Origin of the sequence: Actinomadura sp. WMMB 499 (assembly GCF_008824145.1) — a bacterium.
Classification (GTDB): Bacteria; Actinomycetota; Actinomycetes; order Streptosporangiales; family Streptosporangiaceae; genus Spirillospora.
This window is the reverse complement of the sequence record NZ_CP044407.1, coordinates 2,935,030-2,961,650: the sequence shown is the minus strand read 5'-3', so window position 1 is coordinate 2,961,650 and position 26,621 is coordinate 2,935,030. Positions and strand designations below refer to the sequence as shown.

General features: G+C 73.7%; 25 protein-coding genes and 1 riboswitch. Of the genes, 18 read left to right on the top strand and 7 right to left on the bottom strand.

Annotated elements, in window-relative coordinates; genetic code table 11:
- Positions 1-62: 62 nt before the first annotated feature.
- The 5 genes from dhaK (at position 63) to F7P10_RS12760 (ending at position 4,995) form a co-directional block, all read left to right on the top strand.
- Positions 63-1,058, top strand: coding sequence for a dihydroxyacetone kinase subunit DhaK (gene dhaK / locus F7P10_RS12780; RefSeq protein ID WP_151009544.1), 996 nt, complete (start codon positions 63-65; stop codon positions 1,056-1,058).
- On the top strand, positions 1,055-1,699 hold the full coding sequence (gene dhaL / locus F7P10_RS12775) for a dihydroxyacetone kinase subunit DhaL (protein WP_368077468.1): 645 nt from the start codon (positions 1,055-1,057) through the stop codon (positions 1,697-1,699). The genes dhaK and dhaL overlap by 4 nt, the downstream gene beginning before the upstream one ends.
- Positions 1,684-2,070: a dihydroxyacetone kinase phosphoryl donor subunit DhaM gene (gene dhaM, locus F7P10_RS12770; protein WP_151009543.1), complete on the top strand. Its 387-nt coding sequence runs from the start codon at positions 1,684-1,686 to the stop codon at positions 2,068-2,070. The genes dhaL and dhaM overlap by 16 nt, the downstream gene beginning before the upstream one ends.
- Positions 2,071-2,146: 76 nt before the next feature.
- On the top strand, positions 2,147-4,408 hold the full coding sequence (pcrA, locus tag F7P10_RS12765) for a DNA helicase PcrA (RefSeq protein ID WP_218040659.1): 2,262 nt from the start codon (positions 2,147-2,149) through the stop codon (positions 4,406-4,408).
- 32 nt (positions 4,409-4,440) lie between these two features.
- Complete coding sequence (locus tag F7P10_RS12760; protein ID WP_151009542.1) at positions 4,441-4,995, top strand: GNAT family N-acetyltransferase; 555 nt, start codon at positions 4,441-4,443, stop codon at positions 4,993-4,995.
- A gap of 41 nt (positions 4,996-5,036) precedes the next feature.
- On the opposite strand, the gene F7P10_RS12755 is transcribed toward F7P10_RS12760, so the two are convergent.
- A complete protein-coding gene (locus tag F7P10_RS12755; protein WP_151009541.1) occupies positions 5,037-5,549 on the bottom strand; it encodes an N-acetyltransferase in 513 nt (170 codons plus the stop codon).
- Entirely contained in the window at positions 5,546-5,818 is a 273-nt protein-coding gene (locus F7P10_RS12750; RefSeq protein WP_151009540.1) for a DUF1778 domain-containing protein, read from the bottom strand. Before F7P10_RS12750 ends, F7P10_RS12755 begins: the two co-directional genes overlap by 4 nt.
- A 186-nt stretch (positions 5,819-6,004) precedes the next feature.
- Between F7P10_RS12750 and F7P10_RS12745 the strand changes: the two genes are divergently transcribed.
- Positions 6,005-6,757 carry a TSUP family transporter gene (locus tag F7P10_RS12745; protein ID WP_254716574.1) on the top strand — a complete coding sequence of 251 codons (753 nt, stop codon included), beginning with the start codon at positions 6,005-6,007 and terminating at the stop codon, positions 6,755-6,757.
- Here the strand turns inward: F7P10_RS12745 and F7P10_RS12740 are convergent.
- Positions 6,754-8,274 carry a glycoside hydrolase family 15 gene (locus F7P10_RS12740; protein WP_254716573.1) on the bottom strand — a complete coding sequence of 507 codons (1,521 nt, stop codon included), beginning with the start codon at positions 8,272-8,274 and terminating at the stop codon, positions 6,754-6,756. The two genes, F7P10_RS12745 and F7P10_RS12740, sit on opposite strands and share 4 nt — an antisense overlap.
- A gap of 299 nt (positions 8,275-8,573) precedes the next feature.
- Between F7P10_RS12740 and sucC the strand changes: the two genes are divergently transcribed.
- The 3 genes from sucC (at position 8,574) to F7P10_RS12725 (ending at position 12,551) form a co-directional block, all read left to right on the top strand.
- Complete coding sequence (sucC, locus tag F7P10_RS12735; protein ID WP_151009538.1) at positions 8,574-9,752, top strand: ADP-forming succinate--CoA ligase subunit beta; 1,179 nt, start codon at positions 8,574-8,576, stop codon at positions 9,750-9,752.
- Positions 9,753-9,754: 2 nt separating this feature from the next.
- Positions 9,755-10,642 (top strand): succinate--CoA ligase subunit alpha, encoded by an 888-nt coding sequence (gene sucD / locus F7P10_RS12730; protein WP_151009537.1) that lies wholly within the window; start codon positions 9,755-9,757, stop codon positions 10,640-10,642.
- 130 nt (positions 10,643-10,772) lie between these two features.
- Entirely contained in the window at positions 10,773-12,551 is a 1,779-nt protein-coding gene (locus F7P10_RS12725) for a DUF6350 family protein (protein ID WP_254716572.1), read from the top strand.
- Position 12,552: 1 nt separating this feature from the next.
- Here F7P10_RS12725 and F7P10_RS12720 read toward each other — a convergent pair whose 3' ends face one another.
- On the bottom strand, positions 12,553-13,521 hold the full coding sequence (locus F7P10_RS12720; protein WP_151009536.1) for a DUF4190 domain-containing protein: 969 nt from the start codon (positions 13,519-13,521) through the stop codon (positions 12,553-12,555).
- Between the two features lie 112 nt (positions 13,522-13,633).
- Here F7P10_RS12720 and purN point away from each other — a divergent pair, with 112 nt between their 5' ends.
- The 4 genes from purN to F7P10_RS12700 all read left to right on the top strand — a co-directional run bounded on the left by purN (position 13,634) and on the right by F7P10_RS12700 (position 17,185).
- Positions 13,634-14,302, top strand: coding sequence for a phosphoribosylglycinamide formyltransferase (gene purN / locus F7P10_RS12715; protein WP_151009535.1), 669 nt, complete (start codon positions 13,634-13,636; stop codon positions 14,300-14,302).
- Positions 14,299-15,864 (top strand): bifunctional phosphoribosylaminoimidazolecarboxamide formyltransferase/IMP cyclohydrolase, encoded by a 1,566-nt coding sequence (gene purH, locus F7P10_RS12710; RefSeq protein ID WP_151009534.1) that lies wholly within the window; start codon positions 14,299-14,301, stop codon positions 15,862-15,864. Before purN ends, purH begins: the two co-directional genes overlap by 4 nt.
- 95 nt (positions 15,865-15,959) lie before the next feature.
- Positions 15,960-16,139 (top strand): hypothetical protein, encoded by a 180-nt coding sequence (locus F7P10_RS12705; RefSeq protein WP_151009533.1) that lies wholly within the window; start codon positions 15,960-15,962, stop codon positions 16,137-16,139.
- A gap of 71 nt (positions 16,140-16,210) precedes the next feature.
- Positions 16,211-16,296: riboswitch (ZMP/ZTP riboswitch) on the top strand.
- A 40-nt stretch (positions 16,297-16,336) separates the two neighbouring features.
- Entirely contained in the window at positions 16,337-17,185 is an 849-nt protein-coding gene (locus tag F7P10_RS12700) for a bifunctional methylenetetrahydrofolate dehydrogenase/methenyltetrahydrofolate cyclohydrolase (RefSeq protein WP_151009532.1), read from the top strand.
- 9 nt (positions 17,186-17,194) lie between these two features.
- Here the strand turns inward: F7P10_RS12700 and F7P10_RS12695 are convergent, their stop codons facing one another.
- From F7P10_RS12695 to F7P10_RS12685, 3 genes are all read right to left on the bottom strand, one after another.
- Positions 17,195-17,545: a helix-turn-helix domain-containing protein gene (locus F7P10_RS12695; protein ID WP_151009531.1), complete on the bottom strand. Its 351-nt coding sequence runs from the start codon at positions 17,543-17,545 to the stop codon at positions 17,195-17,197.
- A 35-nt stretch (positions 17,546-17,580) separates the two neighbouring features.
- Positions 17,581-18,408: an NAD(P)-dependent oxidoreductase gene (locus tag F7P10_RS12690; protein ID WP_151009530.1), complete on the bottom strand. Its 828-nt coding sequence runs from the start codon at positions 18,406-18,408 to the stop codon at positions 17,581-17,583.
- Between the two features lie 138 nt (positions 18,409-18,546).
- Entirely contained in the window at positions 18,547-19,263 is a 717-nt protein-coding gene (locus F7P10_RS12685) for an FHA domain-containing protein (RefSeq protein ID WP_151009529.1), read from the bottom strand.
- A 151-nt stretch (positions 19,264-19,414) separates the two neighbouring features.
- Between F7P10_RS12685 and F7P10_RS12680 the strand changes: the two genes are divergently transcribed.
- The 5 genes from F7P10_RS12680 (at position 19,415) to F7P10_RS12660 (ending at position 26,561) form a co-directional block, all read left to right on the top strand.
- The gene (locus F7P10_RS12680) at positions 19,415-19,843 is read left to right on the top strand and encodes a DUF3017 domain-containing protein (RefSeq protein WP_151009528.1); all 429 of its coding nucleotides are present in this window, start codon (positions 19,415-19,417) and stop codon (positions 19,841-19,843) included.
- 121 nt (positions 19,844-19,964) lie between these two features.
- Positions 19,965-21,182 carry an NADP-dependent isocitrate dehydrogenase gene (locus F7P10_RS12675; RefSeq protein ID WP_151009527.1) on the top strand — a complete coding sequence of 406 codons (1,218 nt, stop codon included), beginning with the start codon at positions 19,965-19,967 and terminating at the stop codon, positions 21,180-21,182.
- 258 nt (positions 21,183-21,440) lie between these two features.
- Positions 21,441-22,430 carry a malate dehydrogenase gene (locus tag F7P10_RS12670; RefSeq protein ID WP_151009526.1) on the top strand — a complete coding sequence of 330 codons (990 nt, stop codon included), beginning with the start codon at positions 21,441-21,443 and terminating at the stop codon, positions 22,428-22,430.
- Between the two features lie 133 nt (positions 22,431-22,563).
- Positions 22,564-24,330: an HSP90 family protein gene (locus F7P10_RS12665; protein ID WP_218040475.1), complete on the top strand. Its 1,767-nt coding sequence runs from the start codon at positions 22,564-22,566 to the stop codon at positions 24,328-24,330.
- Positions 24,327-26,561 (top strand): hypothetical protein, encoded by a 2,235-nt coding sequence (locus F7P10_RS12660; protein ID WP_151009524.1) that lies wholly within the window; start codon positions 24,327-24,329, stop codon positions 26,559-26,561. The genes F7P10_RS12665 and F7P10_RS12660 overlap by 4 nt, the downstream gene beginning before the upstream one ends.
- Positions 26,562-26,621 lie beyond the last annotated feature (60 nt).

Below are 26,621 nucleotides of genomic sequence, written 5' to 3'. Positions count from 1 at the left end.
GCCCGCGGGTCGATCGCGATTGGGTCTGGGAGGGGGCGCCGGACGCGGGTATGGCTGTGAGCATGCGCAAACTCATCAACGCCCCCGGCGACGTGGTCTCCGACGCGCTCCGCGGGCTCGCCGCGGCGCACCCGTCGCTGCGGGTCGACGTCACCGGCGGGACGGTCGTGCGGGCGGACGCGCCCCGCACCGGGAAGGTCGCGCTGGTGTCGGGCGGCGGATCGGGGCACGAGCCGCTGCACGCCGGGTTCGTCGGGCCGGGGATGCTCGACGCCGCCGCGCCGGGGGAGATCTTCACCTCTCCGGTGCCGGACCAGGTCATCGCCGCGACGATGGCGGTCGACGGCGGCGCCGGGGTCCTGCTCGTGGTGAAGAACTACACCGGTGACGTGATGAACTTCCGGATGGCCGCCGAACTGGCCGAGGACGAGGCGATCGAGGTCGTGTCCGTCGTGGTGGACGACGACGTCGCCGTCGAGGACAGCACGTTCACGGCGGGACGGCGCGGCACCGGCGCCACCCTGTTCGTGGAGAAGATCGCCGGGGCGCTCGCCGAGGAGGGCGCGGACCTCGCGTCCGTCGCCGCCGTCGCGCGGGAGGTGAACGAGCGCAGCCGCTCGTTCGGCGTCGCGCTGTCGCCGTGCACCGTCCCGGCCGCCGGGCAGCCGACGTTCGAGCTGGCCGACGGCGAGATGGAGCTCGGCATCGGCATCCACGGCGAGCCCGGGCGGGAGCGGGTTAAGGCGGGCACCGCCACCGAGATCGTCGGCGCGGCGCTGGACGCGATCGACGCCGACATGCCGCTGGCGGGCGAGGAGCTGCTGGTGCTGGTCAACGGGATGGGCGGCACCCCGCTGATCGAGCAGTACGTCGCCTACGGGGCGGTCGCCGGATGGCTCGAGGGGCACGGTGCGTCGGCCGTCCGGTGCCTGGTCGGCGACTACGTGACCAGCCTGGAGATGGCCGGGGTCATGGTGAGCGTGTGCCGGCTGACGCCCGAGCTGACCCGGCTGTGGGACGCGCCCGTCGAGACGCCCGCGCTGCGGTGGGGCCGGTGAGCGGGCTGACCGGCGCGGACGCGGACGCCTGGATCCGCCGCGCCGCCGCCCTCGTCGCCGCCGACGCCGAACGGCTGACCAGGCTCGACGCGGCGATCGGCGACGGCGACCACGGGCACAACCTCGACCGCGGGTTCGCCGCCGCCGTGGCGGCGCTCCCGGCGGACGCCCCGGCGGGCCGGGTGCTGATCGCGGCCGGACGGGCCCTGGTGTCCAAGACCGGCGGGGCGTCCGGCCCCCTCTACGGGACCATGCTGCGGCGCGCGGGCCGCGTCCTCGACGACATCGACGCCCCGGACGCCGCCGACCTCGGCGGGGCGCTGCGCGCGGCGCTCGACGGCGTCCGCGAGCTGGGGCACGCGGCCGACGGCGACAAGACGATGGTGGACGCGCTCGCCCCGGCGGTCGCGTCCTGCGAGCGGGCCCGCGAGGACGGCGCGGACCTGCCGGGCTGCGCGCGGGCCGCCGCCGACGCGGCCGCGGCCGGGGCGGACGCGACCGTCCCGATGCGGGCGCGCAAGGGACGGGCGAGCTACCTGGGGGAGCGCAGCGTCGGGCACCTCGACCCGGGGGCCGCGTCCACCGCGCTCGTCCTGCGGGCGCTCGCCGAGACGCTGGAGGGCCGATGGTCGGGATCGTGATCATCGCGCACAGCCGGACGCTCGCGGAGGGCGTCGCCGAGGTCGCGCGGGCGATGGGCGTCGACGGGGCCGTCGTGGAGCCCGCCGGGGGAGACCCGGACGGCGGCCTCGGCACGAGCATCGTCGCCGTCGAGCGGGCCGTCGAGCGCGCGGCCGACGGCGACGGGGTGCTGCTGCTCGCCGACATCGGCAGCTCCGTGCTCACCGCGGAGATGGTCGTCGAGGACGCCCGGGAGGGCACGGTGCTGCTCGCGGACGCCCCGCTGGTCGAGGGCGCGGTGGCGGCGGCGTCGGCGGCCGCCGCGGGCGCCGGCCTGGACGCCGTGCACGCCGCCGCCGAGTCCGCGCGCGACCACCGCAAACGGTCCTGACGTCCGGCCGCGGGACGGGTCCGGGTCCGGGCGATCGCGCCGAACCCGGGCCCGCGGCGCCGTAGACTCGCACATGATGTCGAAGACCGAAGCCCACCCCTTGCTCGACGGCCTCAACGAGCAGCAGCGCGCCGCCGTCGTCCACTCCGGCGGACCCCTGCTGATCGTCGCGGGCGCCGGGTCGGGGAAGACGCGCGTGCTGACCCACCGCATCGCCCACCTGCTGGGCGAGCGGGACGTGCACCCCGGCCAGATCCTGGCGATCACGTTCACCAACAAGGCCGCCGCCGAGATGAAGGAGCGCGTCGACGCCCTCGTCGGGCCGCGCTCGCGCGCCATGTGGGTGATGACGTTCCACTCCGCCTGCGTGCGGATCCTGCGCCGGGAGGCCAAGCGGCTCGGTTTCCCGACGAGTTTCTCGATCTACGACCAGGCGGACGCGCAGCGCCTCATGGCGCTCGTCTGCCGGGAGCTCGACCTCGACCCGAAGCGCTACCCGCCGAAGTCGTTCAGCGCCCAGGTGTCGAACCTGAAGAACGAGCTGATCGACTACGAGACCTGCAAGGCGCGGGCGTCCGGCCACATGGAGCAGAAGCTCGCCGAGGCGTACGAGATGTACCAGGCGCGGCTCCAGCAGGCCGGCGCGATGGACTTCGACGACCTGATCATGATGACGGTCAACCTGCTGCAGGTCTTCCCGGAGGCGGCCGAGCACTACCGGCGGCGGTTCCGGCACGTGCTGGTGGACGAGTACCAGGACACCAACCACGCGCAGTACGAGCTGGTCCGGGAGCTGACCGCCCCCGTGGAGGGGGTGGGCGCGGCCGAGCTGTGCGTCGTCGGCGACGCCGACCAGTCGATCTACGCGTTCCGGGGCGCGACGATCCGCAACATCCTGGAGTTCGAGCGCGACTACCCGGACGCGACGACGATCCTGCTGGAGCAGAACTACCGGTCCACGCAGACGATCCTGTCGGCCGCGAACGCCGTGATCGAGCGCAACGCCGACCGCAAGCCGAAGCGGCTCTGGTCCGACCAGGGCGAGGGCGCGAAGATCACCGGGTACGTGGCCGACAACGAGCACGACGAGGCCGCGTTCGTCGCCCAGGAGGTCGACAAGCTGTCGGACGCGGGCGACGCCCGGCCCGGCGACGTCGCCGTCTTCTACCGGACGAACGCGCAGTCCCGCGTGTTCGAGGAAGTGTTCATCCGCACCGGCCTGCCGTACAAGGTCGTCGGCGGCGTCCGCTTCTACGAGCGCAAGGAGATCCGCGACCTCCTCGCCTACCTGCGCGTCCTCGCCAACCCCGAGGACACGGTGTCGCTGCGCCGCATCCTGAACGTGCCGAAGCGCGGCATCGGCGACCGGGCGGAGGCGTGCGTCGAGGCGCACGCGTCCCGCGAGCGGACCTCGTTCTGGCAGGCGCTGCGCGGTCCCGAGGACGTCCCGGGCATGGCGACCCGCTCGATCAACGCCGTCCGCGAGTTCGTCCTCCTGCTGGACGACCTGCGCGCGTCCGCCGAGTCGGTGTCGCCCGCCGAGCTGATCGGGCTCGTCCTCGACAAGAGCGGCTACCTCGCCGAGCTGCAGGCGTCCAAGGACCCGCAGGACGAGACGCGCATCGAGAACCTGCAGGAGCTCGAGGCGGTCGCCCGCGAGTTCGAGGAGCGCCTCGACGGCGAGTCGCCCGAGGGGCGGCTGCCCGAGTTCCTCGAGCAGGTGGCCCTGGTCGCCGACGCCGACTCGATCCCGGGCGGGGCCAAGGGCGCGCCCGTCCCGCCGGGGGAGCAGCCCGAGGAGTCCGACCAGGGCGTCGTCACGCTGATGACCCTGCACACCGCGAAGGGCCTGGAGTTCCCCGTCGTGTTCCTCACCGGCATGGAGGACGGCGTGTTCCCGCACCTGCGCGCGATGAGCAACCCCAAGGAACTCGAAGAGGAACGGCGTCTCGCCTACGTCGGGATCACGCGGGCCAGGCAGCGGCTGTACCTGTCGCGGGCGACGATGCGCAGTTCGTGGGGCGCGCCCCAGGTGAACCCGCCGTCGCGCTTCCTGGGCGAGGTGCCGAAGCCGCTCATCGAGTGGGAGCGGGAGGCGTCGTCCGCGTCGGGTTCCGCGTCGACCCGGATGGCGGCGCGCCCGGGCGTCCGGTTCCCGGGGGCGCGCGCGGTGCCGTCCCTGTCGGCGGGCGACAAGGTCACGCACGACTCGTTCGGTCTCGGCACGGTCGTGTCCGTGGACGGCGCGGGCGACAAGGCCGCCGCGAGCGTCGACTTCGGCGGCGAGTACGGGGTGAAGCGGCTGGTCCTGCGCTACGCCCCGGTCGAGAAACTCTGAGCCGCCGCCCGGTTCCGTAGGAGGGTCCCCCCATGTTCGCCCATCCGCTCGCCGACGGTGCCGAGCTGCGCCCGCTGGAGCCCTGGCAGGCCGCCGAGTTCGCCGAGCACGTCGACCGCGTCCGCGCGGACATCGTCCGGTACGTCCCGTTCGGTGCGATCGTCGTGGACGAGGAGAGCGCCCGCGCGTTCCTGCAACGGTACGCCGACCGGCAGGCCGCCGATCAGGCCCGCATCTACGGCATCTGGGTGGACGGCGTCCTGCGGGGCGGCACGCTGTTCCGCGTCTTCGACGCCGGCCGGGGCGTCTGCGAGGCCGGGGTGTGGCTCGACCGGGCGGTCCAGGGCCGCGGCCTGATCACCACCGCCTGCCGGGCGATGCTCGACTGGGCGTTCGGCACGCGCGGCATGTCCCGCGTCGAGTGGCTGTGCGACCCGGCGAACGACGCCAGCATCGCCGTCGCGAAGCGCCTCGGCATGACCCTGGAGGGCGTCCAGCGGAAGGCGTACATCGCCGACGGCGAGTCCCGCGACCTGGCGGTCTGGGCGATCCTCGACGACGAGTGGGCGTCCACCGGCACCCGCTGACCTCGCCGAGCCCTCGCCCCGGCCGGACGAGCGGCGGGGCCTCAGCGGGTGTTCAACGCCGCCCGCAGATCTTTGATCAGCAGCAGTAGGTGGAGGGGGTCGGTGGGGCTCGTCTCGAAGCGGGCCTGCCGGCGGTAGAAGCCGCGCGCCTTCTCGTTCTCGCAGTGGATCAGGAGGGCCCGGACACCGACGAGGTCGGCGGTCGCCTCGACCCGGCGTAGAGCGTCGGCGAGCAGGCGCCGCCCGAGCCCGGCTCCCTGGGCGCGCAGGTCCACGCCGAGACGGGTCAGCAGGATGACGGGCTGGTCGTAGCCCCCCGCTCCGCGCTGTAGCCGTCGTGGCGCGTCCGCGCGTCCGATACTGCCCGCCGCCAGTGCGTAGTAGCCGACCACCGACTCGCTCACGAGGTCTTCGACCACATAGACCCGGGACGTTCCCGAGGCGTGCGCCTGCAGTGCGTGCCGGGTGAGCCAGCCGCTCTGCGCCGGGGAGCCGCAGTCGAAGCCGTCCAGAACGTGGTCGCGGGTCAGCGGCCGGACGGTCGAGAGCTTCATCCGTCCTCGCCCGGAGGCGCCTCGTTCAGCAGTTCGCGGAGGCCCTCCACCGCATGCGCGGGCCGGTTCAGCGCCTCGTCGAACGCGGTCCAGGCGTCCGCGTCGAGGGTGAACGCCCGGCGGTCGGCGAGGACGTCGGCCGCGGCCGACGTCGCCGCCGACAGGACGAACGCCGAGACGCTCGTGTGCTCCACCTCGGATGCCGCCTCGAGCAGGCTCTTCTGCTCCGCGTCGACCCGCACGTTGATGCGCTCGTCCTTCGTCGCCATAAGAGGAGTGTACGTACGTTGTGCACCCACGAGTAGTAGCGTGGCGGTTACTCACCGCATTTGCTGAGGAAGCCAGAAGCGGAAGTAGGGGCGAGCGGGCCGCCGCGCCGGTATGCCCGGGTAAGGTCAGGTGTTTCTTTTGTCTTGACTCCTTACTCCCCGGGGGCCGTGGTGGACGCTGACCAGATGCTCTTGCTGCTGGTCGCGGCGCTCGCGGCGGGGTGGGTGGACGCCGTGGTCGGCGGCGGCGGGCTGATCCAGCTCCCCGCGCTGCTCGTGGCGATGCCGGGGCAGCCGGTGGCGGCGGCGCTCGCGACGAACAAGCTCGGGTCGATCGCCGGGACGACGTCCGCGGCCGTCGCGTACCTGCGGAAGGCGAAACCGGACACGAGCGTCGCGGTCCCGGCGGGGGTGCTCGCGGTCGGCTGCGCGGCGGGCGGGGCGCTGTGCGCGGCGGCGATCTCCTCGGACGTCCTGAAGCCGGTGATCATGATCGTCCTGCTGGCGGTCGCGGCGATCGTGGTGCTCCGGCCGGACCTCGGACGGACGCCGCGGCTGGTGCTGCGCACGCGGCGGCGCGTGGCGGCCGCGGTGCTGGTGCCCGGCGTGCTCATCGCGTTCTACGACGGGCTCGTCGGCCCCGGAACCGGGACGTTCCTGGTCATCGCGTTCACCGCGCTGCTCGGCATGGACTTCGTGAACGCCTCGGCCACCTCGAAGATCATCAATGCCGGGACGAACCTCGGCGCGCTCGCGGTGTTCGCCGTCCAGGGGCACGTGCTGTGGGCGGTCGGGCTGGCGATGGCGGTCTGCAACGCCACCGGGGCCTGGCTCGGCGCCCGGACGGCGATCAAGCGCGGCGCCGGGTTCGTCCGGATCGTCCTGCTGTGCGTGGTGGGGGCGCTCGTCGCGAAGCTGGCCTGGGAGCAGTTCGGCTAACCGGCGCCCGAGCCGGTCGGCGGGATCGGGAGCGGCTCCTCCAGCGCGGCCAGCGCCAGGACGACCATGGACGCCGTCCAGCCGAGGGGCGCGACGCCCGCCTGGTGCCCGTCCGGCCCGACCTTCTCCGGCAGGACGCCCAGGGACGTGCGGTGCCGCCGCAGCCAGTCGAGGAGGTCCAGCGCGGTCTCGGTGCGCCCGGACGCGGCGGCGGCGAGGCCGAACAGGGCGACCTCGGGCGTCCACGCGATGTGCTTGTTGCCCGGCCACTCCTCGCCCGGCAGGACGCCCCCGTTCGGCAGGACCTGCTCGGCGAACGCGTGCTCGATCGCGGCGGTCACGCCCGCGTCGACGGGCGCGAACGGCGGTGCGACGAACGTCACGGACGTGTCCATGCGGCCGTCCCGCACGGGGGAGCGCGGGTAGCCGTAGGGCGCGAACTGGTGGGCGAGCGCGCCCGACAGCCGGTCGGCGGCCGCGCCCCACCGGTCCGCGTCCGCGTCCGCGCCCTCCCCGTCGGCGAGGGCCGCGGCGGAGCGCAGGCCCGCCAGGACGGGCCCGACGACGCCGAGGGTCGGGCGGCGCGGGTCCTCCTCGGTGCGGGGGTCGCGCTCCCAGTAGTCGGACGACGCGGGCGGCAGGCCCTCGGCGTCCAGCGACACCGCGAGGTGGTCGGCGGCGCGCCGCACCATCGTCCACAGCTCGCCGGGGACGGCTCCTTCGGGGGTCTTCGCCCGGTAGAACCACGTCGACCACAGCATCCAGCCGAGGGCGTCGAGCTGCCGGTCGCGGCCGTCGGTGACCGGGCGCCCGTCCACGTGGTAGCGGGCGGCCCAGGTGCCGTCCGGGTCCTGGACGCGGGACATGAACTCCAGGATGGAGCGGGCCTCGGCAGGGTGCCCGGACACGGCGAACGCGGCGGCGGCGAACGCGGAGTCGCGCGGCCAGCTGTACCGCCAGATCCCGTACCAGGACGCCTGGGACGCGCCGTTCGGCCGGGTGAGCAGCCGCATGTCGAGCAGCGCGCGCGCCGACATCGCGGAGTAGCGCTCGCCGAGTCCGCCGGTCGGCACGGTCCCGGACTCCAGCCAGGCCCGGTCGGCGGCCACGGCGGCGTCCACCCGGGGATCGTCGGCCGCGACGGTGATGGGGGCGTTCCCGCCCGGCGGGATCAGCCGGACGCGCCCGTCCCGGAGCCGGACGACCGAGCTGTCCGGCAGGTAGGAGGCGCCGAGGGACTCGTGCGGGGGGACCGGGACGCCGTTGTAGGGGGCTCCGCCGCCGCCGACGAGACCGGGGCTCGCCCAGTCGGGGACGGCGGGCGGCACGGCGGCGGCGCCGCCGGTCGTGACGAGCGCCGCGACGGTGAGACCGATCACCAGCCGGCGGAGCCGGTGCTCGCCGGGCCGGATCGCGCCCGGCCGGTGCGCCGCCCGCTCCGCGCGGCGACCGCGGCGGGAGCCGGGCCGTCCGGGCGCCGTCGCGACTCTCGCGGATGCGCTCGGCTCGTCCGACATCGCCGTCTGTCTCCCCCCTGTTGACCGCACCGACGAGCAGGGTTCGCCGGGGCGGCGAAAGAAGTACATCAAACTACGTCAATCGGTTCATCCTCCTCAGGGACAGACGTCCCCTCCTCCCCGCGAAGCACACTCGACTTACTGCGCGAACCCCGACATATGGCCCCGGCGGCATCACCACACATGCGGGTTGACTAGGCTGCATCGACGGAGCGGACCGCAGAGTGCCGGCCGCACGGGCACCCGTGTAACCCCCACTCGTGTGGTCATTCGGCTGTCGATCCGTAAAAGGAAGCCTCGTGGACCTGTTCGAACATCAGGCGAAGGAACTCTTCGCCGAGTACGGGGTACCGGTGCCCACCGGCAAGGTCGCCCATACTCCCCAGGAAGCCCGGGCCATCGCGGCGGAGCTGTTCGCCGCGGGAAGCTCGAAGGTCGTCGTCAAGGCCCAGGTGAAGACCGGGGGCCGCGGCAAGGCCGGCGGCGTGAAGCTCGCCGACAACGCCGACGAGGCCCAGGAGCTGGCGACTCAGATCCTCGGTATGGACATCAAGGGCCACACGGTCCACAAGGTCCTGATCGAGGAAGGCAGCGCGATCGCGCAGGAGTACTACTTCTCCTTCCTCCTCGACCGCGCCAACCGCACGTTCCTCACCATCTGCTCCGTCGAGGGCGGCGTGGAGATCGAGGAGGTGCCGCACGACCGGCTGGCCATGGTGCCGATCTCCCCGCAGGACGGCGTCGATCGCGCCAAGGCCCGCTCGATCGCCGAGCAGGGCCGCCTGCCCGAGGAGGCCCTGGACGGCGCCGCCGAGCTCATCGAGCGCCTGTGGGCCGTGTTCACCGACGAGGACGCCAGCCTCGTCGAGGTGAACCCGCTGATCCTCACCGCCGACGGCCAGGTGAAGGCGCTCGACGGCAAGGTCACCCTGGACGAGAACGCGGCGTTCCGCCAGCAGCACGACAAGCTCGAGGACAAGGCCGCCGCGGACCCGCTCGAGGCCGCCGCCAAGGCCAAGGACCTCAACTACGTCAAGCTCGACGGCAGCGTCGGCATCATCGGTAACGGCGCCGGGCTGGTCATGTCCACCCTCGACGTCGTGTCCTACGCGGGGGAGGAGTTCGACGGGCAGAAGCCCGCGAACTTCCTCGACATCGGCGGCGGCGCGTCCGCCGAGGTCATGGCCGACAGCCTGGAGATCGTGCTGTCCGACCCCGACGTCAAGTCGGTGTTCGTCAACGTCTTCGGCGGCATCACCGCCTGCGACGCCGTCGCCAACGGCATCGTCACGGCCTACAAGCTGCTGGCCGACCGCGGTGAGACCGTCGACCGCCCGCTGGTCGTCCGGCTGGACGGCAACAACGCCGAGCTCGGCCGCGAGATCCTCACGGACGCGGCGCTGAGCGGCGTGCAGCAGGTCGACACCATGGACGACGCGGCCAAGCGCGCCGCGGAACTCGCAGCGGCAGGTGCATGAGCATGGCCATCTGGCTCACCGAGAACAGCAAGATCATCGTGCAGGGCATCACCGGCTCCGAGGGCACCAAGCACGGCCGCCGGATGCTCGCCTCCGGCGCGAACGTCGTCGGCGGCGTGAACGCCCGCAAGGCCGGCCAGTCCGTCGACTTCGACGGCACGTCCCTCCCGGTGTTCGGCACCGTGGCCGAGGCGATGGCCGAGACCGGCGCGGACGTCTCCGTCGTGTTCGTCCCGCCGAAGTTCACCAAGGACGCCGTCGTCGAGGCCGTCGACGCCGAGATCCCGCTCTGCGTCGTCATCACCGAGGGCATCCCGGTGCACGACACGGCCTTCTTCTGGTCGTACGCCGAGTCCAAGGGCGGCAAGACCCGCATCATCGGGCCGAACTGCCCCGGCATCGCCTCCCCCGGCAAGTCGAACGCGGGCATCATCCCCGCCGACATCACCGCGCCCGGCCGCATCGGCCTGGTGTCGAAGTCCGGCACGCTGACGTACCAGATGATGTACGAGCTGCGCGACATCGGCTTCTCCACCTGCGTCGGCATCGGCGGCGACCCGATCATCGGGACGACCCACATCGACGCGCTGAAGGCGTTCCAGGACGACCCGGAGACCGACGCCATCGTCATGATCGGCGAGATCGGCGGCGACGCCGAGGAGCGCGCGGCCGCCTACATCGAGCAGAACGTGACCAAGCCGGTCGTCGGCTACGTCGCCGGGTTCACCGCCCCCGAGGGCAAGACGATGGGCCACGCCGGCGCCATCGTGTCCGGTTCGTCCGGCACCGCGGAGGCGAAGAAGGAAGCGCTGGAGAAGGTCGGCGTCCGCGTCGGCAAGACCCCCAGCGAGACCGCCCGCCTCATGCGCGACATCATGCAGAACCTCTGATCACCCGATCAGTCGCGAAAGACGCCCGAGCCGCCCGTCGGCCCGGGCGTCTTTCGCGTCCGGCGGCGACAAAGACGACACGCCGGGCGGACGGCGTCCGGCGGGGCGGCGGTGGTGCCAGCATGGGCGGGTGAGCGATCCGAGGACCCGGCAGGCGGCGCCCGCGCGGCGGGACGGCGAACGGCCGGACGGCGAACGGCGGCGGGGCCGCACGGAACCGGACGGGCCGCGCGCCGGGTCGTCCCGGCCGCTGCAGGTGACCGGGCTCGTGGCGGCGCTGTGGTGCATCGGCATCGGCCTCGCGGTGCTCACCACGATCACGCTGCTCGGCTGGATCGCCGCACCCCGCACCGCGTTCGGCGACGGCCTGCCCGGGGTGTTCCGGACGACCGTGAACTTCTGGCTCATCTCGCACCACGCCGGGTTCTCCAGCGGGCACGGACGGGTCGGGCTGCTGCCGCTCGGCGTGCTGATCGTGCCCGGCGCGCTGCTCTACCGGGGCGGCGCCTGGATGATCCGCGGCATCGGGCTCCCGGACCGTCCCCGCGTCGCGGTCGCGCGCGTCGCCGTCTCGCTCGCGGCGCCGTACGCGGCGCTGGCCGGGGCGCTCGCCCTCGCGGCGACCGGGCCCACGATGCGGCCGTCCGCCTGGCAGGCGCTCGTCGCGTGCTTCACCGTCGCGGTCGTCGCGGGCGGGCTGGGCGCCGCACGGGCCGTCGTGGCGGCCCAGGTCGCGGCGGAGGCCCGCGGGCGCCGCGTCCGCTCGGGACTCGGCGCGCTGCTGCGGCTGCTGCCCGAACGGCCCCGCTCCCTGCTGATCGGCGTCGCGGGCTCGACGGCCGTCCTGCTCGCGTCCGGCGCGGTGCTCGTCGCGGTGTCGCTCGCCCTGCACCTGGAGGACGCCGAACACCTCTACGACATGCTCGGCCCCGGCGTCGTCGGCGGCGTCCTGCTCCTGCTGGTCGAACTCGCGTTCCTCCCGAACGCCGTGATCTGGGGCATGTCGTACGCGATCGGCCCCGGATTCTCGGTCGGCGCGGGCACCACCGTGTCCCCGACCGGCGTCTACCTCGACGTCGTCCCGGCGTTCCCGCCGCTGGCCGCACTGCCCGAGCCCGGCCCCGCCCCGGCGGCGTCCCTGCTGGCCCTCGCCGCCCCGTTCGTCGCGGGCGCCGTGGGCGGGATGCTGACCGTCCGGTCGGCGCCCAGCGCGGCGAACGAGGCCGCTCCGCTGTGGGGGTTCGTGTCGGGCGCCCTCACGGGCGTCGCGGCGGCGCTGCTCGCCGCCCTCTCGGGCGGCCCGCTCGGCGGGGAGCGGATGGCGACCGTGGGCCCCTCGCCGTGGCAGGTCGGGCTGATGGCGACGCTCGAGGTCGGGATCTCCGCCGCGATCGTCGCGTGGTGGGCGAACTGGCGGTTGAACCGGCGCGCCGCCGACCCCGCGGACGTCCCGACCCGCCGCCCGCGCCGGACGGCCAAGCCCCCGAAGCCCGCCGCGCCCGCCGAGTTCGCGGCGGACGCCGAGGCGGCGGGGGGCGGCAAGGTCGCGCCGCCGGCCGTCCCGCAGGCCCCGCCGGACCCGGCCGCGCCGCCCTCGTCCCCGTACGCGCCCGGCCCGCTGGAGTTCGAGGAGGCCGAGCCGGTCCTCACACCGCGCCGCCGCCCCCGCCGCACGGCCGAGCCCGCGCCCGCGCCGCCCGCACCGTCGGCGCCGCCCGCGGCCGAGCCCGAACCCGGCACCCTCGTCGTCGAGGGCCACATCGTCGACGAGGAACCGCACGAGCCCGTCCCGCCGCGGCCGCGCGCGGAGGCGGAGCCCGCACCCGACCCGGAGTCGCAGGAGCCGGAGCGCACCGAGAACCGGGGCGGCGCGATCTACGTCCTGCGCAACGAGCCCCGCCCCGAGTGACCTAGAGCAGGTCGCCGTAGTCGTCCATGCTGCCCTCGGGCAGCCCCATCTTGTCCTCGATCTTGGGGAACCACTCGTCCTGGCACGTCTGCTCGTCGATGCCGGTGTTCGCCGAGCCGACGCACGACTGGTAGCCGCTCAGCTCCGTCCACAGGTACGCGGTCAGCGCGACCGACGCCGACGCCAGCGCCAGCCCGATCGAGCCGAGGACGATCCCCGCGACGGCCCCCGGCGCCGAACCGTGCTCGCGCTTCGCCGTCCGCCGGGACCGGATGCCGACGACCAGCGCCGCGACGCCGAGCACGAGCCCCAGCGGGTAGAAGAAGAACGCGGTCAGCAGGGCGAGCCCGCCGAGCCACAGGGCGCGCCAGCTGCTCCGCTCGCCAGGCCGGTGCCCCGGCTTCCCGTGGCCACCTTGCGGCTGCCCGTGCTGCTGGCCGGGCTGCCCCCAAGGCTGCTGCTGGCCTGGCTGGCTCTGCTGCCCCCAGGGCTCCTGCTGCCCCGGTTGAGTCGGGTGCCCGCCCCAGGGCCCGGCTCCGCCCGGCCGCTCCGGCAGGTCCGGCCGTCCGGGCGTCTCGTTCCCGCCCGGCCGTCCGGGGGTCTCCGGCTCGCCCGCGCGCTTCGACAGGTCGGGGCGTCCGGGGGACTCGGGGGTTCCGGTGCGCTCGGGCAGGTCGGGGCGTCCGGGGGTTTCGGCTTCGCCGGGTTCCCGCTCGGCCTCCGGCTGTCCGGGGACGTCGGGGGTTCCGGTTCGTTCGGGCAGGTCGGGGCGTCCGGGGGTTTCGGCTTCGCCGGGTTCCCGCTCGGCCTCCGGCTGTCCGGGGACGTCGGGGGTTCCGGTTCGTTCGGGCAGGTCGGGGCGTCCGGGGGTTTCGGCTTCGCCGGGTTCCCGCTCGGCCTCCGGAGAGCCGGCGGGGTCCGGGGTGCCGGTTCGCTCGGGCAGGTCCGGTCGTCCCGGCTGCTCGCTCACTCGTTCCTCCTGGCCTGGGGGCTGTCGATCCTGGCGCCGCGCAGCTGAGGCATCGAACGGGGCCGATAGGCTTCGTGGTGGCCGAACAACCCCACCGTCCAACCAGGGAGTCATGGTGTCCGCCCGGCTCGTCGTCCTCGTCTCCGGTGCGGGGACCAACCTACAAGCGCTGCTCGACGCGTGCGCGGATCCAGCCTACGGGGCGCAGGTGGTGGCCGTGGGCGCGGACCGGCCCGGTACGGGCGGCGTCGAACGCGCGGAGAAGGCCGGGCTGCCGACCTTCGTCCGCCGCATCCCCGACTTCCCGTCCCGGGTGGAGTGGGACGCGTCGCTCACCGAGGCGGTCGCCGAGCACGAGCCCGATCTGGTGGTGTCCGCCGGGTTCATGAAGATCCTCGGGCCCCGGTTCCTGGCGGCGTTCGGCGGGCGCACCGTGAACACGCACCCCGCGCTGCTGCCGTCCTTCCCCGGCGCCCACGCCGTTCGGGACGCCCTGGCGTACGGGGTCAAGGTGACGGGCTGTACCGTGCACTTCGTCGACGAAGGCGTGGACACCGGACCCGTCATCGCCCAGGAGACCGTGTCCGTGGGCTGGCATGACGACGAAGACTCCCTGCACGAGCGCATCAAGCAGGTCGAGCGCGGGCTGATCGTCGACGTCGTCGGGCGGCTCGCCCGCGACGGCTGGACCGCGCGGGGCAGGCGGGTCTCCATGAAATGCACCACATGCAGGGACGCGTCCGACAGTCCGTCCATGAACGAGGGGAGCTCGGCCGAGTGAGTCGGGTGGCGATCAAGCGCGCACTGATCAGCGTGTACGACAAGACCGGGCTGGAGGACCTCGCCCGGGGCCTGCACGAGGCCGGGGTGGAGATCGTCTCCACCGGCTCCACGGCGGGGCGCATCGCCGCCGCCGGCGTGCCGGTCATGAAGGTGGAGAAGCTCACCGGCTTCCCCGAATGCCTGGACGGGCGGGTCAAGACGCTGCACCCGAGGGTGCACGCGGGCCTGCTCGCCGACCGGCGCAAGGACGATCACCTGCAGCAGCTCGACGACCTGGGCGTCGAGCCGTTCGACCTGGTGATCGCGAACCTGTACCCGTTCGCCGACACGGTGAACTCGGGCGCGCGGCCGGACGAGTGCGTCGAGCAGATCGACATCGGCGGCCCGACGATGGTGCGCGCGGCCGCGAAGAACCACGCGAGCGTCGCCGTGGTCGTCGACCCGTCCGGGTACGCGGCCGTCCTCGACGCCCTCGGGGCGGGCGGCTTCACGCTGGACGAGCGGCGCCGCCTCGCCGCGCGGGCGTTCGCGCACACCGCGTCCTACGACGTGGCCGTCGCGTCCTGGTTCGCGGGCGATCACGCGCCCGACGAGACGGCCGCGCAGTCGGAGTGGCCCGACTTCCTCGGTGCCACCTGGGAGCGCTCGAACACCCTGCGGTACGGCGAGAACCCGCACCAGCGCGCCGCGCTGTACCGCGCGCCGGGCGAGACCGGCCTCGCGGGCGCCGAGCAGCTGTACGGCAAGGAGATGTCGTACAACAACTACGTGGACACCGACGCCGCGCGCCGGTCCGCCTACGACTTCGCCGGGCCCGCCGTCGCGATCATCAAGCACGCCAACCCGTGCGGCATCGCGGTCGGCGCGGACATCGCCGAGGCGCACCGCAAGGCGCACGCGTGCGACCCCCTGTCGGCCTACGGCGGCGTGATCGCGGCGAACCGCCCGGTGACGGCGGCGATGGCGCGGCAGGTCACCGAGAGCTTCGCCGAGGTCGTGGTGGCCCCCGCGTTCGAGGACGAGGCCGTCACCGTCCTCAAGGACCGGTTCAAGAACGTCCGGCTGCTGGTCTGCCCGGACGCCCCGGCGGGCGCGACCGAGTACCGGCGCATCGACGGCGGCGTCCTGCTGCAGGGCGTCGACGCCGTCGACGCTCCCGGCGACGACCCGTCCGGCTGGGAGCTGAAGACCGGCACGGCCGCCGACGAGGCCACCCTGCGCGACCTGGCGTTCGCGTGGCGGGCGGTCCGGTCGGTCAAGTCGAACGCGATCCTGCTGGCCGCGGACGGCGCCACCGTCGGCGTCGGGATGGGCCAGGTCAACCGGGTCGACTCCGCCAAGCTCGCGGTGTCGCGCGCGGGCGCGGAGCGCGCCGCGTCCGCCGTCGGCGCGTCCGACGCGTTCTTCCCGTTCCCGGACGGCCTGGAGGTGCTGACGGACGCCGGTGTGCGCGCGGTCGTCCAGCCCGGCGGGTCCGTCAACGACGACAAGGTGATCGCGGCGGCGGAGAAGGCCGGGATCGCCCTGTACTTCACCGGCGTCCGGCACTTCTTTCACTGACCCGCGCGTGATCGGCCCGGCGGCCACCCGGCCGCCGGGCCGATTTACCTTTCGCCGCAGGTAGCCTCGTCCCGGTCCCCCCGACGGAAGGCGCGATGGACACCCTCACGATGCTCATGCTGGGAGCCGTCTCCCAGGCGAACGCCCTGCTGCTGGACGCCCGGCAGGTCATCGGTCTCGTCGCGGCGGTGCTGGCCGCGATGCTCGCCGCCCGGCTCGGCTGGCAGGGCACCGACCGCATCCTGGCGCGCCGCTCCGAGGACGACCCCACCTGACGCAGGCCCACCTGACGCGGGCGCGCGGCGCCGCTCCGCGCCCGATTTCCGTGCCCCGGTGGCCCGTTACCATGGGTGTTCGCGACTGGCGCGGGCAAGGTGGATCACCACCGGGGAGCGAACGACAGTCCGGACACCGCGCGCCTGGGTGGCCGACCGTAGAGATCAGCACCGTAGAGATCAGCGCGGAGGCACGCATGACTGCACGGATTCTGGACGGCAAGGCGACCGCGGCCGAGATCCGCGCCGACCTCGCCGAGCGCGTCGAGGTGCTCGGCAAGCGCGGCGTCTCGGTGGGGCTCGGCACCGTCCTCGTGGGGGACGACCCCGGCAGCCACTCCTACGTCGGCATGAAGCACCGCGACTGCGCCGAGGTCGGCATCGAGAGCATCCGCCGCGACCTGCCCGCCGACGCCACCCAGGACGAGGTGGAGCGCGCGGTCGCCGAACTCAACGCCGACCCCGCCTGCACCGGCTACATCGTCCAGCTGCCGCTGCCCAAGGGCCTGGACGACAAGCGCGTCCTCGAGCGCATCGACCCCGCCAAGGACGCCGACGGCCTGCACCCGACGAACCTCGGCCGGCTCGTCCTCATGCAGGACGGGCCGCTGCCCTGCACCCCGAAGGGGATCATCGAGCTGCTCCGCCGCTTCGACGTCCCGATCCGGGGCGCCGAGGTCACCGTCGTCGGCCGCGGCATCACCGTCGGCCGCTCCCTCGGCCTGCTGCTGACCCGCCGCAGCGAGAACGCGACCGTCACGCTCTGCCACACCGGCACCCGCGACCTCGCCGCGCACACCCGTGCCGCCGACATCGTCGTCGCCGCGGCCGGCGTCCCCGGCCTGATCACCGCCGACATGGTCAAGCCCGGCGCCGCCGTCCTCGACGTGGGCGTGTCCCGGGTGGACGGCAAGCTCGCGGGCGACGTCGCCGCCGACGTCCGGGAGGTCGCCGGGTGGGTGGCGCCCAACCCCGGCGGCGTGGGCCCGATGACCCGCGCCATGCTCCTCGCGAACGTCGTCGAGGCCGCCGAACGGTCCGTCTGACCGTCCCGGTCACCGCCCGTGCGTGGGGGTGATGTCCAGCTCGGCCATGCGCTGGGCGCCCCATTCGCCCAGGGCGCCCAGCGCGGCGTAGAGCGCGGCGCCCTGGTCGGTCAGCTCGTACTCGACGCGGGGCGGCGTCTCGTCGAACACGGTCCGCCGGACGATCCCGTCCGCCTCCAGCTCGCGCAGCTGCTGCGCGAGCACCTTCTCGCTGACGCCCGGGAGGCTGCGGCGCAGCTCCCCGAACCGGTGGAGCCGCTCGTCCAGCGCCCAGAGGATCAGCGCCTTCCACTTGCCCTCGACGACGTCCATCGCGGCGTCCAGGGCACAGATGTAGGGCGGGTTGCGCACGCCGGCCATGATATCCGCCGTGCCCCGCCCCACCCCTGCCCCGCTCAGCCCGCGGCGACCGCGCGGCGCATCTCCCACAGCGCGGCGCGCAGGTGCCCGGCCGACTCGGCGGGCAGGCCCGCCTCGGCGGTGGCGGCGAGCATGGTCTCCAGCCCGGTCGCCTGCATGGCGGCGTTGAAGTCGTCCGGGACGGACTCGTCCACGGCCGCGCCGCCCACCATGAACGGGAGCATCTGCTCCATCCAGGGCCCGAGCACGTCGCGCTTGAACGCCGCCACGTCGCCGCCCTCGGCGTGGACGAGCGCGACCGCGTGCCCGGCCCCGGCGCCCATGCCGTACATGCCGCTCAACGCAGCCATGTCGTACAGCGCCGCGAATCCGGCGTCCTCGCCCACCCACTGCGGACGGCCGATGGGTTCGAGGAGGGGGGCGGCGCGGTCGAACAGGTCGCGCGCGCCGCTGTAGAGGATGAAGGCCCCGTCCGTCCCGATGGTCGGCGGTACGGCCATGATCCCGCCCGCGAGCAGCCGCACCCCGTGCTCTCCCAGCCATCCGGCGAGCTCGCGCGCCTGCCGCGCGGAGCCGCTGGTGAGGTTCACCAGCGCCCCGCCCGCCAGCTTCGGCAGCACCGGCGCGAGCGACTCCCGCACGCTCGCGTCGTCCAGCAGGACCGCGACCGTCAGGCCGCCCGCCTCGACGGCCTCCGCCACGCTCGACGCCTCCCGCGCGCCGCGCGCGACGAGGTCGCCCGCCCTTCCGGGCGTCCGGTTCCAGACCGTCACCTCGCGACCGGCGTCCAGGAGCGCGCCGGCGAGCGCGCGCCCCATGGCGCCGAGACCGAGGATGCTGATTCGTTCGTTCCGCGTATCCATGCGGACCACTCTTCAGCCGGGCCGGAACCCGCACAAGAACGCACTTCGAAGTGCGTGATTACCCGAAGGTAAGCCGCCTGGCCGCGCCCGTCGCGGCGCCCTCGGCCCGGGGACCGGGGGCGCCGCGACGGAACGGCGTCAGCTCGCTCGCCTGCCCGCGGCGCTGGGGGCCGGACGGGTGACGTGCGCGGTGCCGTGCCCCGGCCGGCGGGCCTCGGGACGGACGCCCGGCGGGCGCCCGCCGTCCATCGGGGGACGGCCCTGCGGGACGTGCACGGGCGGCAGCGGCCGGACGAGGCCCATGGCGATGACCTCGTTGGCGAGCCGGGTGCGGCGGTTGGGACCCTCGGGAATACGGAACTTCTGGTACAGGCGCAGCAGGTGCTGCTTGACGGCCGCCTCCGTCACCACGAGATCACCGGCGATGTCGCGGGCGGTGGCGGGCGCGACGAACGCCTCGTCCGACAGGGCGGGCCGGCACAGCGAGGTCAGCACGTCGACCTCGCGCCGGGTCAGTTCGGGCGCGACCGCCCGGCGCAGCTCGACGTCCGGGTCGACCTCCTCCCGGGGGATGCCCCCCATCCGGCACCGCGCGGTGCCGAAGGTGACGACGTCGCCGTCCTCCAGGACGCGGCGCGCGATCGGCCGGCCGTTGACCCGCGTCCCGTTGCGGGACAGGCCCATGTCGACCACGTAGACGTACGGGCCGCGCCGAACGATCTCTGCGTGCAAACGGGACACACTCGGGTCGTCGAGCCGGACGTCGACGCCCCGCCCCCGCCCGACCGTCGTGACGTCGGGGCGCAGCGGCATGACCACTCCGCTGTCCTCGATCCGCATGAACGGCCCCTCCACGGCAGTCCTCCCAGCTAGTTAGCGACCCCTGTCGTCCGGGTTACCCGGGCGCCCTGCCGTCACACCCTCCTACCGGCGAGTAGGGTCTGTGCCGCAGGGCTTTCGGGCCGCTTCGGCGCCGCCGTGACCGGAATGGGACTACGGTGTGGACATGACCACTCAGGTGCACCGGCGCCGGCGCAAAGCGCCCCGCGGGAGGTCCGCCGCGCCGCACTGGCTCGGCCGGCTGCCGTACCTGATGGTCCTGCTCGGCGTCGCCGCCGGCCTGACGCTGGCGTCCTTCGACTACTTCCGCAAGGGGTCCGGCGTGATCGCCGCCGCCCTGCTCCTCGGCGCCCTGGCCCGCCTGCTGCTGCCGGAGTCGCAGCTCGGCATGCTCGCCGTCCGCAGCCGCGCCGTCGACTGCTGGACGCTCGTCCTGCTCGGCGAGACGGTCGCGTTCGTCTCCCTCAGCGTCCCGCCGATGCACAAGACCGGGCTCGTCCTCGCCGGTGCCTTCGGCGTCCTGATCGCGCTCGCGATGGCGGCCCGCGGGCTGCTCATGCTGCTCGGCCGGCGCCGCGCCCGGTCCCCCGGATAGCCCTCGTGTCCTGCGCGTCCCCGCGGGGGCGAGGTCTAGACCTCCGAACCCGCTCGGATAGCCTTGCCAGTTGAGCCTTACAAGGACTGCTGGCCAGGTGTAGGAAAGGGACAGCAACAGCATGCCCAAGATCAAAGTAGCGGGCCCGGTCGTCGAACTCGACGGCGACGAAATGACGCGGATCATCTGGAAATTCATCAAGGACCAGCTGATCCTGCCCTACCTCGACGTCGACCTGCGGTACTACGACCTGGGGATGGAGCATCGGGACGCCACCGATGACCAGGTCACCGTCGACGCCGCCCGCGCCATCCAGGAGCACGGCGTCGGCGTCAAGTGCGCCACCATCACCCCCGACGAGGCCCGCGTCGAGGAGTTCGGCCTGAAGAAGATGTGGCGGTCCCCGAACGGGACGATCCGCAACATCATCGGCGGCGTGATCTTCCGCGAGCCCATCGTCTGCTCGAACATCCCCCGTCTCGTCCCCGGCTGGACCAAGCCGATCATCATCGGCCGCCACGCCCACGGCGACCAGTACAAGGCGACCGACTTCGTCGTCCCCGGCCCCGGCAAGGTGGCGATCACCTACACGCCGGCCGACGGCTCCGAGCCGATGGAGTTCGAGGTCGCCGACTTCCCCGGCGGCGGCGTCGCGATGGGCATGTACAACTACGACGACTCCATCCGGGACTTCGCCCGGACGAGCATGCGGTACGCGCTCAACCGCGGGATGCCGCTGTACATGTCCACGAAGAACACGATCCTGAAGGCCTACGACGGCCGCTTCAAGGACATCTTCCAGGAGATCTACGAGTCGGAGTTCAAGGCCGACTTCGAGGCCAAGGGCCTGGAGTACGAGCACCGGCTCATCGACGACATGGTCGCGGCGGCGCTGAAGTGGGAGGGCGGGTTCGTCTGGGCCGCCAAGAACTACGACGGTGACGTCCAGTCCGACACCCTCGCGCAGGGCTTCGGCTCCCTCGGCCTCATGACCTCGGTCCTGATGACCCCCGACGGCAGGACCGTCGAGGCCGAGGCCGCGCACGGCACGGTGACCCGCCACTACCGCCAGCACCAGCAGGGCAAGGCGACGTCGACCAACCCGATCGCGTCGATCTTCGCCTGGACCCGCGGCCTCGAGCACCGCGGCAAGCTGGACAACACCCCCGAGCTCATCGACTTCGCCCGCAAGCTGGAGGAAGTCTGCATCGAGACCGTCGAGGGCGGCCAGATGACCAAGGACCTCGCGCTGCTCGTGGGCAACGAGACGCCCTTCCTGACGACGCAGGGCTTCCTTGAGGCGCTGGACACCAACCTGCAGAAGAAGATCAACGGCTGACCGCCGCATGCGCGGGCCGTCCCGGTGATCCCGGGGCGGCCTTTCGCGTTCCCGTACGGGTGACCGATGCCGGGCGGCGCACCTGCCCGCCGTCCGGACGAGCGTGCGGTATAGCCTGCTGGGGAACTATCTCGACGGCGAGAGATCCCGCGCGGTGGCGCGCCTCTTGGGCGGTCGGGTTCGCAGGGATGGGCCGCCCGGACCCTCGTCCGGGTGACAGCGGCCCCGTCAGGTCACAGCAGGAGAGAAGAAGAGGCAATGACTCGCACCCCAGTCACCGTCACCGTCACCGGCGCCGCGGGCCAGATCGGTTACGCGCTGCTGTTCCGCATCGCGTCCGGGCACCTGCTGGGCGCGGACGTACCCGTCAAGCTGCGGCTGCTGGAGATCCCGCAGGCGGTGAAGGCCGCCGAGGGCACCGCGATGGAGCTGGACGACTGCGCGTTCCCGCTGCTGCAGGGCATCGACATCTTCGACGACGCCACCGCGGCCTTCCAGGGGACGAACGTCGCGCTGCTGGTGGGCGCGCGGCCGCGCACGAAGGGGATGGAGCGCGGTGACCTGCTGGAGGCCAACGGCGGGATCTTCAAGCCGCAGGGCGAGGCGATCAACGCGGGCGCGGCCGACGACGTGCGGGTGCTGGTGGTCGGAAACCCGGCGAACACGAACGCGCTGATCGCGCAGTCGCACGCCCCGGACGTCCCGGCCGAGCGGTTCACCGCGATGACGCGCCTGGACCACAACCGGGCGCTGGCGCAGCTGTCGAAGAAGGCGGGCGTGCCGGTCGACGGCATCCGGAAGATGACGATCTGGGGCAACCACTCGGCGACCCAGTACCCGGACCTGTTCCACGCGGAGATCGGCGGGAAGAGCGCCGCCGCCGTGGTGAACGACCAGAAGTGGCTGGAGGACGACTTCATCCCGACGGTCGCCAAGCGGGGTGCGGCGATCATCGAGGCGCGGGGCGCGTCCTCGGCGGCGTCGGCGGCGTCGGCCGCGATCGACCACGTGCACACGTGGGTGAACGGCACGGCCGACGGCGACTGGACGTCGATGGCCGTGGTGTCGGACGGGTCGTACGGGGTGCCCGAGGGGCTGATCTCGTCGTTCCCGGTGACGACGAAGGACGGCAAGTGGGAGATCGTCCAGGGCCTGGAGATCGACGCGTTCTCGCGCGGCCGGATCGACGCGTCGGTCGGCGAGCTGGCGGAGGAGCGGGACGCGGTCCGCAAGCTGGGCCTGATCTGACCCGTACCGCGTAGCGGCGCGAGCCCCGGACCCCCGTCGGGTCCGGGGCTCGCTCGCGTTCGTGATCGATCTCGAAAGGTCGCGGTCGCTCGCTATGGTGGCCTCGCTCGTTAAAAAGTACGGGGAGGTACAGGTGACGGATCAGGCTTTCCAGGTGGATCTGCGCGGGGTGGTGGATCTGCTGAGCCGCCACCTGTACGCGAGCCCGCGGGTGTACCTGCGGGAGCTGCTGCAGAACGCGGTGGACGCGATCACGGCGCGCGGCGAGGGCGGCGGCCGGGTGCGGGTGGAGACCGGCGGCGGGGCGCTGCGGGTGCACGACGACGGCGTCGGGCTGACGGCGGACGAGGTGCACACGCTGCTCGCCACGATCGGACGGTCCTCGAAGCGGGACGAACTGGGGTTCTCCCGGCACGACTTCCTCGGCCAGTTCGGCATCGGCCTGCTGTCGGCGTTCCTCGTCGCCGACGAGATCGAGGTGGTGACCCGGTCGGCGCGCGGCGGCGAAGCCGTCCGGTGGACGGGCCGCTCGGAGGGCAGCTACCGGGTGGAGCCGGGCGAGCGCGCCGAACCGGGGACGACGGTGACGCTGCGGGCCCGTCCGGGGGCGGGGGAGTTGCTGAGCCCGCCCGTGGTGGCGGAGCTGGCGCGGACGTACGGGTCGCTGCTGCCGGTCGAGCTGACGGTGGACGGCGTCCGGATCAGCGAGGAGCCGCCCTGGCGGGCGTCGCACCCGGATCCGCAGGCGCGGCGGTGGGCGCTGGAGGCGTACTGCGAGTCGCTGTACGGGTTCACGCCGTTCGACGTGGTGGACGTGCACGTCGCCGAGGCGGGGCTGGCGGGCGTGGCGTTCGTCCTGCCGCAGCCGGTGGCGCCGACCGCCCGCGCCGCGCACCGCGTCTACCTGAAGCGGATGCTGCTGGCGGAGGGCGTCGAGGGGCTGCTGCCGGAGTGGGCGTTCTTCGCGCGGTGCGTGGTGGACGCGGGCGAGCTGCGGCCCACGGCGAGCCGCGAGGCGCTCTACGAGGACGAGCTGCTGGACGCGACGCGGCAGGCGCTCGGGGAGTCGCTGCGCCAGTGGCTGGTGACGCTGGCGGAGACCGATCAGCGGAGGTTGCAGGACTTCCTGGAGCTGCATCATCACGGCGTGCGGGCGATGGCGCTGCACGACGACGACATGCTGCGACTCGTCTACCGCTGGCTGGACTTCGAGACGTCCGCCGGCCGGATGACCCTCGCCGAGTTCCGGCGGCGGCATCCGGACGGTCGGTTCACCGTGGAGGTGGACGAGTTCCGGCGGCTGTCGGCCGTCGCGGGCGCGCAGGGCGTGGGGCTGGTGAACGCCGGTTACACCTACGAGGCGCAGATCATCGAGCGGCTCCCGGCGATCGATCCGGACCTCAGGCTGGCGCGCCTCGACGCGGCGGAGCTGGCGACGGCGTTCGGGGTGCTCGATCCGGCGACGGAACTGGCGCTGCGGCCGTTCCTGGCGGCGGCGCGGCGGGCGGTGGAACGGCTCGACTGCGAGGTCGTGGTCCGCGACTTCGACCCGCCGTCGCTGCCCGCGCTGTTCCTGACGTCCCGCGACGCCCAGTTCCGGGACGAGCTGACGCGGGCGAAGGAGGAGTCCGGCGAGCTGTGGGCGGACGTCCTCGGCGCCCTGGGCGGCACCGTCGGGGTGGAGCGCCCGCAACTGGTGCTGAACCATCGCAACCCGCTGACCAGGCGGATCATCGCGCTCGGTGACGGCGGGCCGGTCGAGGTCGCCGTCCAGGCCCTGTACGGGCAGGCGCTGCTGCTGGGCCACCATCCGCTGCGGCCCGCCGACACGGCCGTGCTGAACCGCTCGTTCCTGGGCCTGCTGGAGTGGGCCGTCCACACCCCGGAGGGTGGCCGGTGAGCGTCGAGGACGTCTACGAGCTGACGGAGCGGGCGGGGAAGCTGCCCGACGGGGAAGCCAAGATCGTCCTGCGGGAGGGTGCGCTGCGCCACGCGGAGGCGGCGGGCGACGAGGTGCTGGCGTACCGCGCGCGGATCGTGCTGACCGACGCCTACCGGTTCGGCGGGGAGCCGGCGAAGGCGTTCGCGACGTTCGGCCGGACGCTCGCCGACCATGATCGTGACCCGGGCCGCTTCCAGTACGGGCAATGGCTGCTGCGGCAGATGAAGACCATCGCGACCAGCCTCACGGAGTTCCCGGAGATCCCGCTGGACCGGACGTACGCGGTGCTGGACGACATGGAGCGCCGGTACCGCGCGGGCGGGTACGGCCTGCAGGCGGTCTACCACCGCCGGTGCGTCGTGGCGCAGCACGTGGGAGACGAGGCGGCGGCGGACTGGTTCGCCAGGTGGCGGGCGTCGGAGCGCGACTGGTTCTCGGAGTGCGAGGGCTGCGACCCGACCTGGGCGGCGTACCACCTGATGGACGCGGGCCGGTACGAGGACGCGCTGGAGGCCGCGGCGCCCGTGCTGACCGCCGAAGTGAACTGCAGGGCGCAGCCGCAGAGCATCCAGACGGTCCTCATGCACGTGTACCTGCGGATGGGACGGTACGCGGAGGCGGCCGACATGCACCGCCGCGCGTACCGGGTGAACCGGACGGAGCCCTCCCGTCTCGCGGACATCGGGGAGCACCTGGAGTTCTGCGGGCTCACCGGGAACGATGCGCGCGGGCTGGAGATCCTGGAGCGGCACCTGGGCTGGCTGGACCGGGCGCCGGACCCGTACTCGGCGATGCGGTTCGCGGCGTCCGCCGCGCTGGTGCTGCGCCGCGCGTCGGCGGCCGGGCACGGGACGGCGACGCTGCGGCGCCCCGAGGCGGGTGAGCGCGCGGCGGCGGACGTCCCGGTGGACGCGCTGCACGCCGACCTGACGGCGTTCGCGACGGACCTCATGGCCCGGTTCGACGCGCGCAACGGGACGTCCAGGCAGGGCGACAGGATGCGGGCGATCATGGAGGCGGAGCCGGTCACCGAGTACGTGCCGCCGGCCGCGCACCACCGCCGCCCGGCCCCGGCCCCGGCTCCCGCACCCGTCCCGCCCGCGGAACCGCGGTTCGACGACATCGACGCGATCGACGATCTCGACGAGCTGCTCGACCTCGCCGACCGGTCGGCCGGCGGCGCCGGCAGGACCCGGAGGTTCGCGGCGTGGTGGCGGTTCGACGCGGTGGCGGAGAAGGTCGAGCCGACGCCGCTGCAGGCCGCCCGCAGGCTGGTCGGCCGCGGCGAGGAGCGGGCCGCGGCCGGGTTCTGGCCGGGCGCGCTCGACGACTGGGCGGAGGCCGCCCACCGGTTCGCCGAACTGGACGAGCACGACCGGCGGCACCGGACGCTGGGCAGGCGGGGCGAGCTGCGCGTCCAGGAGGGCGATCCGGAGGGGATGGCGGACCTGGCGGAGGCCGTCGACCACTTCACCGCGAACCCGGCCGACCCCGCCGACCGCGCGTCGGCGCTGCTGCGGCTCGCGGGCGCCCACCTCGACCTGGACCGTCCCGCCGACGCGCTCGCCGCGCTCGACCGGATCGCCCCCGCGGACGATCCCGTCCTCGCGCCGGAGGCCGACCTCCTGCGGGGGCGGGCGCTGCTGCTGACCGGCGAGAGCGCGGCCGCGACAGCCGCGCTGCGGCGCAGCATCGAGGGGTTCCGCGCGCAGGGCGAACTACCGGACGCCGCCTCCGAACTGGCGGAGATCCTCGGGCGGATCGCCGCGGCGGGGAACGCCGAGGCCCGTCCGGCGGACGTGGACCGGGAGATCATCGAGCTGGCGGGCCTGGTTCTCGCCGGGGACCCCGGGCACGCCATGTTCCGGGTCGACGCGCACGTGGAGCGCGGCAGGGCGCTGCTGCGCGCCGGGCGTCCCGCCGACGCGATCGCCGACCTGGTGGAGGCCGTCGCGGCCCGGACCGCCGAGGGCGGGTACGCCCCGGTCGCTCACCTGCGGGTCGACCTCGCCGCCGCCTACCTGGGCGCGGGCCGCCACCTGGACGCGGCTGAGGCCGCCGAGGAGGCGCTGCCCGAGCTGGCGGGGGAGGACGGCGACCCGGCCGCCGAACGCCGCTGCCGGATGATCATCGCGACCGCGCAGCAGGAACTCGGGGAGCGCTCCGCCGACGGCTCCGACGGCTCCTGAGCGCGCCCGCCACGCGGGAAGCCGCGGAATCGACCGCACCGCCCGCGGTGCGGCGCAGGC

Excerpts from the sequence above, each read along its gene's own strand:
- dhaK (WP_151009544.1), top strand. The coding sequence starts at position 63 with ATGCGCAAACTCATCAACGCCCCCGGCGACGTGGTCTCCGACGCGCTC.
- dhaM (WP_151009543.1), top strand. The coding sequence starts at position 1,684 with ATGGTCGGGATCGTGATCATCGCGCACAGCCGGACGCTCGCGGAGGGC.
- pcrA (WP_218040659.1), top strand. The coding sequence starts at position 2,147 with ATGTCGAAGACCGAAGCCCACCCCTTGCTCGACGGCCTCAACGAGCAG.
- F7P10_RS12760 (WP_151009542.1), top strand. The coding sequence starts at position 4,441 with ATGTTCGCCCATCCGCTCGCCGACGGTGCCGAGCTGCGCCCGCTGGAG.
- F7P10_RS12755 (WP_151009541.1), bottom strand. The coding sequence starts at position 5,549 with ATGAAGCTCTCGACCGTCCGGCCGCTGACCCGCGACCACGTTCTGGAC.
- F7P10_RS12750 (WP_151009540.1), bottom strand. The coding sequence starts at position 5,818 with ATGGCGACGAAGGACGAGCGCATCAACGTGCGGGTCGACGCGGAGCAG.
- F7P10_RS12745 (WP_254716574.1), top strand. The coding sequence starts at position 6,005 with ATGCTCTTGCTGCTGGTCGCGGCGCTCGCGGCGGGGTGGGTGGACGCC.
- F7P10_RS12740 (WP_254716573.1), bottom strand. The coding sequence starts at position 8,274 with ATGTCGGACGAGCCGAGCGCATCCGCGAGAGTCGCGACGGCGCCCGGA.
- sucD (WP_151009537.1), top strand. The coding sequence starts at position 9,755 with ATGGCCATCTGGCTCACCGAGAACAGCAAGATCATCGTGCAGGGCATC.
- purN (WP_151009535.1), top strand. The coding sequence starts at position 13,634 with ATGGTGTCCGCCCGGCTCGTCGTCCTCGTCTCCGGTGCGGGGACCAAC.
- F7P10_RS12705 (WP_151009533.1), top strand. The coding sequence starts at position 15,960 with ATGGACACCCTCACGATGCTCATGCTGGGAGCCGTCTCCCAGGCGAAC.
- F7P10_RS12700 (WP_151009532.1), top strand. The coding sequence starts at position 16,337 with ATGACTGCACGGATTCTGGACGGCAAGGCGACCGCGGCCGAGATCCGC.
- F7P10_RS12695 (WP_151009531.1), bottom strand. The coding sequence starts at position 17,545 with ATGGCCGGCGTGCGCAACCCGCCCTACATCTGTGCCCTGGACGCCGCG.
- F7P10_RS12690 (WP_151009530.1), bottom strand. The coding sequence starts at position 18,408 with ATGGATACGCGGAACGAACGAATCAGCATCCTCGGTCTCGGCGCCATG.
- F7P10_RS12680 (WP_151009528.1), top strand. The coding sequence starts at position 19,415 with ATGACCACTCAGGTGCACCGGCGCCGGCGCAAAGCGCCCCGCGGGAGG.
- F7P10_RS12675 (WP_151009527.1), top strand. The coding sequence starts at position 19,965 with ATGCCCAAGATCAAAGTAGCGGGCCCGGTCGTCGAACTCGACGGCGAC.
- F7P10_RS12670 (WP_151009526.1), top strand. The coding sequence starts at position 21,441 with ATGACTCGCACCCCAGTCACCGTCACCGTCACCGGCGCCGCGGGCCAG.